4 protein-coding genes and 1 tRNA gene are annotated in these 3,562 nt (G+C 61.6%); all 5 read right to left on the bottom strand.

Annotated features, from left to right (window positions below; translation table 11 throughout):
- Positions 1-110: 110 nt before the first annotated feature.
- The gene (locus E0L37_RS21135; protein ID WP_133493615.1) at positions 111-449 is read right to left on the bottom strand and encodes an Hpt domain-containing protein; all 339 of its coding nucleotides are present in this window, start codon (positions 447-449) and stop codon (positions 111-113) included.
- A 159-nt stretch (positions 450-608) separates the two neighbouring features.
- A complete protein-coding gene (locus tag E0L37_RS21130) occupies positions 609-1,235 on the bottom strand; it encodes a TIGR04282 family arsenosugar biosynthesis glycosyltransferase (protein ID WP_166643116.1) in 627 nt (208 codons plus the stop codon).
- Positions 1,222-1,950 carry a TIGR04283 family arsenosugar biosynthesis glycosyltransferase gene (locus E0L37_RS21125; RefSeq protein WP_133493613.1) on the bottom strand — a complete coding sequence of 243 codons (729 nt, stop codon included), beginning with the start codon at positions 1,948-1,950 and terminating at the stop codon, positions 1,222-1,224. The genes E0L37_RS21130 and E0L37_RS21125 overlap by 14 nt, the downstream gene beginning before the upstream one ends.
- Entirely contained in the window at positions 1,947-2,906 is a 960-nt protein-coding gene (gene arsS, locus E0L37_RS21120; protein WP_133493612.1) for an arsenosugar biosynthesis radical SAM (seleno)protein ArsS, read from the bottom strand. Before arsS ends, E0L37_RS21125 begins: the two co-directional genes overlap by 4 nt.
- A gap of 119 nt (positions 2,907-3,025) precedes the next feature.
- Positions 3,026-3,102: transfer RNA gene (locus tag E0L37_RS21115), tRNA-Arg, on the bottom strand.
- Between the last annotated feature and the right edge of the window lie 460 nt (positions 3,103-3,562).

The raw sequence follows: 3,562 nt of genomic DNA, 5'->3' as shown, positions 1-3,562 counted from the left end.
GTGTCGACCATGGGATTGGGGACAAAAAAAACCCCTCTTCCACCCCCCCCCCCTTTGGAAGAGGGGTTTTTTTTGTCCCCAATCCCATGGTCGACACTCTGAGTGCCGCCTCAGAGCGACTTCAGCCGCGCACACACCGATTCGAAGGCCTCCTTCAAGGGGTCGAGCAGGGATGCCGCCACCGCCACATCGCCGTCGCGGGCCGCGCTTTCCATCTCCAGACACAGCGCTGATACCCGTACCGCGCCGAGGTTGCCACTGCTGCCCTTGAAACTGTGTGCCTGCTGACGCACCACTTCCGTATCGGTGGCGGCGAGCCCGCCCTGAATCGCACGCAAACGCTGTTCACCATCCTTCACGAAAGACATCACCAAGCGGGGAAAATCCGCCCCCATCACTTCTTTCAGTTCCTGGATTACCGCCAGGTCCACTGCTTCCTGCCTGCTCATCAATCACTCCAGCTGAGCCCTGCGTCAACGCAATCGTGACACCAATGGTAGCGCCATAATATCGCACAGACTTCAGCGGAATGGGTGAGAAAACGACACGCTGCCGTGTTGGGCAAAGAGGCGCCGTGACCGTTGAAAACGGAGCGGCCATGGACAGGCTCAGGACAGCAGACCCAGGCGCCGGGCCCGGTCCAGATCCTCGGGGTAATCCACGTCCCAAAGCGTCGGTAATAATCGCGGCCGACAGCGGTCGGACAGCGCCTTCAGGGTATCGGCCAGAGTGTGGTCCGTGCTCATCGCCACATGGCGGAACAGCGATTGACGCCAGAGCGCGGCCTCACTGCCACCGAGCAGGACAAAACCACCATCTTCACTGGGGCCGAGGACTACCGGTGCCTGACGCAGGGCATCCGCGGCGGCCAACAGATATTCCCGGCTCATGGCCGGACAGTCACTGCCCACCAGCAACACCTGTTTCGCCCGTGCCAAACCCCAGGCCATGGCGCGCTCCATGCGCTCGCCCAGATCCACGCCCTGTTGATAGTCAATGTCCAGCCCGAGCGCCCGCGCCCGGTTCTCGGTGGCCGTCTCGGCACGATCCAACATCAATACCGCCGGACCGGGAAACGCCGCCGCCAGACACAGGGTACGTTCCAGCAGCGCCTGATGGGCCGCCAGCGCGGTGTCCGCCCCCAGGACAGCCGCCAACCGGGTTTTTACCCGGCCCGGCTCAGGCGCCTTGGCGAAGACCAACAGCAAGGTGGCCGTCTGTTCATCCCGGGTCACGTCCGTCCTCCCGCCGCGGAACGGACTCACCACCAGGATCGCGATAGTAGATCCGGTGCAGTTCGGCCGGGTCGGCACCGCGCCAATAGCGCCAGCGCAATCGCCACATCAGCAACACGGTTCGCAGCACGCCCTGTTGCTGCCAGCGGCGACTGTCCACCACCATCCTGGGACGCAAACACAGTGGTTTACCATGGCGACGCAGACAAGCGCTCAGCGCCACGTCTTCCATCAACGGTTGTAACGGAAAGCCGCCCACATCAAGAAATAAAAGGCGATCCACGAAAATCCCCTGATCGCCGGTGGCGATGCCGGTCCAGCGCGAGCGCAGGTTCATGGCGCCGCCAATGATCGGGAACAACGGATGACGGCCCTTGAGGCGGACATCGAACCGCCCCCACAGCGACCCCTCCGGCAAATAGCGCAATGCCGCCGGCTGGTTCCGTCGTATTCCACTGTCCGCGTGCACAAACCAGAGCAGATCGCCGCAGGCCCGTTCAGCGCCGAAGTTCATCTGGCGGGCCCGGCCACGGTCGCAATGCAGAACCTTGTCCGCGCCTTCCTCCGCCACCAACACGGTATCGTCGGTGCTGGCACCATCCACCACGATAATCTCATCCTGATCCCACAAATGGCGGCGCAATTTCGGTAGCAGCCGCCGCAAACGGGGAGCTTCGTTGAGCACCGGAATCACCACGCTCAAACGCCGCGTCACGCCAGCGCTCCACCGCAACTACTGCCGGCCCCGGCGGTGCAACCGAAACAATGGTCCGCCACGTACACCGGTTCACCGTCCTTGTCACCTCGCAATATTTCCCGCAAATGCGGATGGCGATCGGCGCCTCCCTGAGCCAGCCCGAGCATCTGATTGAAGTCGCAATCGTACAGATAACCCTGATAGTCCACACTCAAGGTATTCCGGCACATTACCTCATCCAGATTGACCGGATTGTGGCTGCTGCGCAGCAACCGCATGTAATCATCAAACTGATGGTGGGCCAGCAATACCGCGCCAAAGCGGCTGATCGGCATGTTGGTGATCGTCAGCAAACGGTTGAAGTGAATATCGAAACGGGCCGCGAGTTCACGCTTGTAGTCGTCCTGCAAACCGGCCTGCGGCGGCGGTAGATGCGCCCCCACCGGGTTGTACACCAGATCCAGAATCAGCGACTCACCACCATACCCCACCTGATTGAGTCGCCGGATCGCCTCGATACTGGCCGCGTAGACGCCCTTGCCCCGCTGCTTGTTGACGTTCTCTTCCAGGTAGCAGGGCAAGGACGCCACCACCTGCACGCCTTGCTCGGCCAGGAAAGCCGGCAGATCCTCATAGTCCGGTTCCAGCAGAATGGTCAGATTGCAGCGGTCGATCACGGTGATATCCAATGCCCGTGCTTCCCGGACCAATCGGCGAAAGTGAGGGCTCATTTCCGGTGCGCCGCCAGTCAGGTCCAGGGTTTCGATGTGCCCCCGTCGAAGCACCTCGATCACCAGATCCACGGTCTCCGCGGACATCATTTCCGTGCGCGTGGGGCCCGCGTTCACATGGCAATGCACACAGCTCAGATTGCACCGATAGCCCAGATTCACCTGCAAGATGGTGGTCTGGCGCCGACGTAGCGGAGGGAAATCGGTGCCACTGCGTACCAGTAACGCGCGACTGTCTCTCATGATCAGCTCCTGTCCGTTGTTCTAGGGCCTGTTCACCCTAGTGTAATGGACGCACGGATAAGGAAAACGTTACGTCAAAAGCCATGGCAAAGGCGAATCAGACAAAGACAGAGGGGAAATGGCGCCCCGGAGACGATTTGAACGTCCGACCTAGCGCTTAGGAGGCGCTTGCTCTATCCAACTGAGCTACCGGGGCAAGGAAGAGGGGCATTGTACCGGCCTCAAGCGACAGCGCCAGTGGCACGGAGCAAGACTCTCCATGGAGGCGCTTGCTCGCCCTCCAGGCTCCGGCCACGCGGCGGTATCCGCGCGGCGTGAGGATGGCCGGCGCCGTGCGCCGGAAGGCCCCACCCTCACCCAACTGAGCTACCGGGGCAAGGAAAAGGGGCATTGTACCGGCCTGAACGACTCGTGCCAGCCCATACACCCATTAGCTGTTAAAACAGCTAATGGGATTCTACGAAGCCGCCGTGGGAAGCTTGCTGGCAAGCGAATGGCCAACGGCCCGGTGGCATTCGCGGCCAAGGCCGCTTGTATGTTGGCGTGGCAAGTCGATAGTAGGCAGAGAGACTTGTCGGGGTGGCGGGACCTAGGCAGCTTCTGACCCCTTCGGGTACAGACCGTGGGAGAAATGACCCCACCCCGCACCTACAAGC

It is taken from the genome of Alcanivorax sp. 24, assembly GCF_004360225.1.
Taxonomy (GTDB): domain Bacteria; phylum Pseudomonadota; class Gammaproteobacteria; order Pseudomonadales; family Alcanivoracaceae; genus Alloalcanivorax; species Alloalcanivorax xiamenensis.
This window is presented reverse-complemented; position numbering and strand designations above follow the sequence as displayed.

Excerpts from the sequence above, each read along its gene's own strand:
- E0L37_RS21135 (WP_133493615.1), bottom strand. The coding sequence starts at position 449 with ATGAGCAGGCAGGAAGCAGTGGACCTGGCGGTAATCCAGGAACTGAAA.
- arsS (WP_133493612.1), bottom strand. The coding sequence starts at position 2,906 with ATGAGAGACAGTCGCGCGTTACTGGTACGCAGTGGCACCGATTTCCCT.